The sequence below is a fragment of the Candidatus Symbiopectobacterium sp. NZEC135 genome, from assembly GCF_025962695.1.
In genome coordinates, this window is sequence record NZ_JAGFPF010000140.1 from 1 (window position 1) to 3,890 (window position 3,890).

Annotated in this window: 3 protein-coding genes; 2 read left to right on the top strand and 1 reads right to left on the bottom strand. The window is 61.5% G+C overall.

Features of this window, described 5'->3' with window-relative positions; all coding sequences use genetic code 11:
* On the top strand, positions 1-1,762 hold a 1,762-nt coding region (locus tag J5224_RS23855), incomplete at its 5' end, for a carboxyltransferase domain-containing protein (protein ID WP_264627714.1).
* Positions 1,763-1,767: 5 nt separating this feature from the next.
* Positions 1,768-3,579 (top strand): allophanate hydrolase, encoded by a 1,812-nt coding sequence (gene atzF, locus J5224_RS23860; RefSeq protein ID WP_264627715.1) that lies wholly within the window; start codon positions 1,768-1,770, stop codon positions 3,577-3,579.
* A 32-nt stretch (positions 3,580-3,611) separates the two neighbouring features.
* Here atzF and J5224_RS23865 read toward each other — a convergent pair.
* On the bottom strand, positions 3,612-3,890 hold a 279-nt coding region (locus tag J5224_RS23865; RefSeq protein ID WP_264627716.1), incomplete at its 5' end, for an SDR family oxidoreductase.

Sequence of the window (3,890 nt, forward strand, 5' to 3'; positions counted from 1 at the left end):
CAGCGCGGATGCCCGTTTGTCGCCGGATGTGTTGCCTGACTTAGCGCCGGTGCGTACCTTGCGGGTGATCTATGGGCCGCACGGCGCGCCGGAGTATTTTACGCCGCAAGATATCGACACCTTCTTCGCCACCGACTGGGAAGTGCATTTCAACTCCAGCCGCACCGGCGTGCGGCTGATTGGTCCGAAACCGTGCTGGGCGCGCGACAGCGGCGGTGAAGCGGGGCTGCATCCTTCCAATATTCACGATAACCCCTACGCCATCGGCGCCGTGGATTTTACCGGAGATATGCCGGTGATACTGGGACCGGATGGCCCGAGTCTGGGGGGCTTTGTCTGCCCGGTAACGGTGATCGAGGCGGATTTGTGGCAGATAGGCCAACTTAAAGCGGGCGACAAGGTGCGCTTTGTTCCGGTCTCTGTGAGCACCGCGCGTGCGCTGGTACAGGCGCGAACCACAGCGCTGATGCAGTTACAGCCTGAGGCGATTGAGTGGCAGCCCGAACCGTTGGCTTCTCCTATCGTACTGAATCAGGGAGAAGGCGCGCAGCGTTTGGTGGCGCGACTGAGCGGCGATACCAACCTGCTGCTGGAGTTTGGCGAGCCGGAGCTGGATCTGCGGTTACGCTTTCGCGGCCATGTGTTGATGCAGCGTTTGCAGGCCGCGCAGATCGCCGGGGTTATCGACCTGACGCCGGGCATTCGTTCGCTTCAGATTCACTACCAGCCCGAGCGCGTTTCACTGAGCACGCTGCTCACGCAGGTGCAACAAGACTGGCAGCAGGTCCTGGCGACGCAGGATTTACGGGTGCCTTCGCGTATCGTGTATCTGCCGATCTCCTGGGACGATCCCGCCTGCCAGACCGCCATCCAGAAATACATGACTACGGTGCGTAAAGACGCGCCCTGGTGCCCGAGCAATCTGGAATTTATCCGACGCATCAACGATCTGCCTGATATCGATGCGGTGTATGACACCGTGTTTAAGGCCAGTTATCTGGTAATGGGGCTGGGAGATGTGTATCTGGGCGCGCCGGTGGCGACGCCGCTCGATCCTCGTCATCGGCTGGTCACCACCAAATATAACCCGGCGCGCACCTGGACGGCGGAGAACTCGGTGGGGATTGGCGGGGCCTATCTGTGTGTTTACGGCATGGAAGGGCCGGGCGGTTACCAACTGATTGGGCGCACCTTGCAGATGTGGAACCGCTATCGTCAGATTGAGGCCTTCCACGGTAAACCCTGGCTGCTACGTTTCTTCGATCAGATTCGTTTTTATCCCGTCTCATCTGAAGAGCTGGCGCAAATTCGTCGGGATTTTCCGCTGGGGCGCTACCCGCTGCGGATAGAGCAGCATGAACTGGTGCTGGCGGATTATCAGGCCTTTCTGGAGCGGGAACACGACAGCATTGAGGCTTTTCGTCTACAGCAGCGCGCGGCCTTTAACGCTGAACGCGAACGTTGGATAGCGGCCGGGCTGGATCACTCGGAAACGGACGATGCCGTGGCGCACGCGCCGGAAAGGCAAGCGTTGCTGCCGGGGCAAACCGCGGTGGAAAGCCCGATAGCGGGGAATCTGTGGCAGGTACTGGTTGAGGCCGGGCAGCGCATCGCAGCAGGTGAGGTGCTGGTGGTGCTGGAATCGATGAAGATGGAGATTCCGGTAAAAGCGCCCTGTGACGGCGTAGTGCGGGTGCTGGATGTCCAGCCGGGCTCACCGGTGCGGGCAGGGCAGTGTTTGATGGTGATGGAGAAGGAGTAACCGTGATGCAAACTTCGTTCGATTTACGTCTGTCGACGCTGCGCGCCGCCTATCAGGCGGGAAAGTTAACGCCGCGCCAGCTGTGCCACCGGCTGCGCACACGTGCGCTGACGCTGAATGCTGATTATGCGCTTTATATTCATCTGTTTAGCGAAGCGGAGCTGGAGCCCTATCTCGCTGCATTGGACGGGAAATCGCCGGATGCGCTGCCGCTGTACGGCATTCCGTTCGCCATCAAAGACAACATTGATATTGCTGGCATCGCCACCACGGCGGCCTGCCCGGCCTTTGCCTATGTGCCAGAACGTAGCGCCACGCTGGTTGAACAACTGATTGCGCTGGGTGCGGTGCCGGTCGGCAAAACCAATCTCGATCAGTTCGCCACCGGGCTGAATGGCACCCGTTCACCCTACGGCGCGTGCCGCAACAGCGTCCATCCTGATTATCCGGCGGGAGGCTCCAGCGCAGGATCGGCGCTGGCGGTGGCACTCGGCGTTGCCAGCTTTGCGCTGGGCACCGATACCGCAGGCAGTGGCCGCGTGCCCGCCGCGCTCAATAATCTGGTGGGGCTGAAGGCCAGCAAAGGGCTGCTCTCGGCGGGAGGGGTGGTGCCTGCCTGTCGCACGCTGGACTGCGTGACGTTCTTCACCACCAGTGCGGAAGAGGCCAGTCAGCTGCTGTCGTTAACGGCCCGCTACGATGTGTTAGATGACTATTCCCGCCGTAATCCCCAGTGGAACAACGGTGCGGCCTTTGGTAAACCGCGCACGGGTTTTCGCTTTGGCGTGCCGCAACAGCTGGAATTTTTCGGCTGCGCGGAGAGCCCTGTGCTGTTCGCCGCCGCCAAAGCGCGCTTGATGGCTCTGGGTGGCGTTGCGGTTGAGATTGATTTCACGCCGTTTTTGGCCGCAGCGCGCTTGCTGTATGAAGGGCCGTGGGTGGCGGAACGCTATATCACGGCGCAAACGCTGTTGGAAACCGAGCCCGACGCCGTGTTGCCGGTGATTCGTAATGTGCTGGCCAGCGCGCCACACTACAGCGCGGCGGATACCTTCCGCGCGCAATACCGCGTGCAGCAGCTCAAAGCGCAATGTGACGCGATCGTGGACGGTCTGGACTGCGTATTGACGCCTGCCTACCCGAGAGCCGTGACGCTGGCGGAACTGGCCGAGGAGCCGGTGAAACGTAACAGCGATTTGGGCTATTACACTAACTTCATGAATATGCTGGATTATGCGGCAGTGGCGGTGCCCGCCGGGCAGATGCAAAACGGGCTGCCATGGGGCGTCACGCTGTTCGGTCGCGCCTTTACCGATCAGTACCTTCTGAGTCTGGCCGATGCTCTGCAACGCCAGCAGGGGGCCGCGTTGGTGGGCGGTGCCGGTTTAACCACCGCAGCCCCGGTGCGTGTAGCCACTCACGATTGCCAGCGGCTGGTAGTCTGTGGGGCGCACCTTTCCGGGCAGCCGCTCAATCACCAGCTTACTAACCGGGGAGGACGCTGTGTGCAATGCACGCAGAGCGCGCCGGATTATCGGCTGTATGCGTTGGCGGGCTGTCCGCCGCTGCGCCCCGGCATGGTCAGAGCCCGTGACGGCGGTGCGGCCATCGAGGTTGAAGTATGGGAATTGCCCAGTGCGGAAGTGGGGTCGTTTCTGGCGGGCATCCCGGCCCCATTGGGGTTAGGGCAGGTACAATTGGCCGATGGGCAGTGGTGCACCGGCTTTATCTGTACGGCAGAAGGTCTGGAAGGCGCTCGCGATATCACCGCGTTCGGCGGCTGGCGCGCCTTTCTGGCATCGTTGCATCAGGGATGATGAAAGGGCCAGGGACACCCCTGGCCCTTTCATCACAGAATATCGTCGACTACGCCGCCATCAACGCGCAGCGCCGCGCCCGAAGTGGCAGACGCCTGCTGCGAACAGATATAGACCACCATGTTGGCGACCTCTTCCACGCTGGCAGCGCGCTGGATAACCGAACTGGGGCGATGCGCCATCACGAATTCCCGCGCCAGTACCTCAAGGGATTTACCGGTGCGCGCCACGTCGTCTTGCATCATGGTGGCGAAGCCGTCGGAAATCGTAGGACCCGGCAGCACGCTGTTCACCGTCACGCCAGAGCCCGC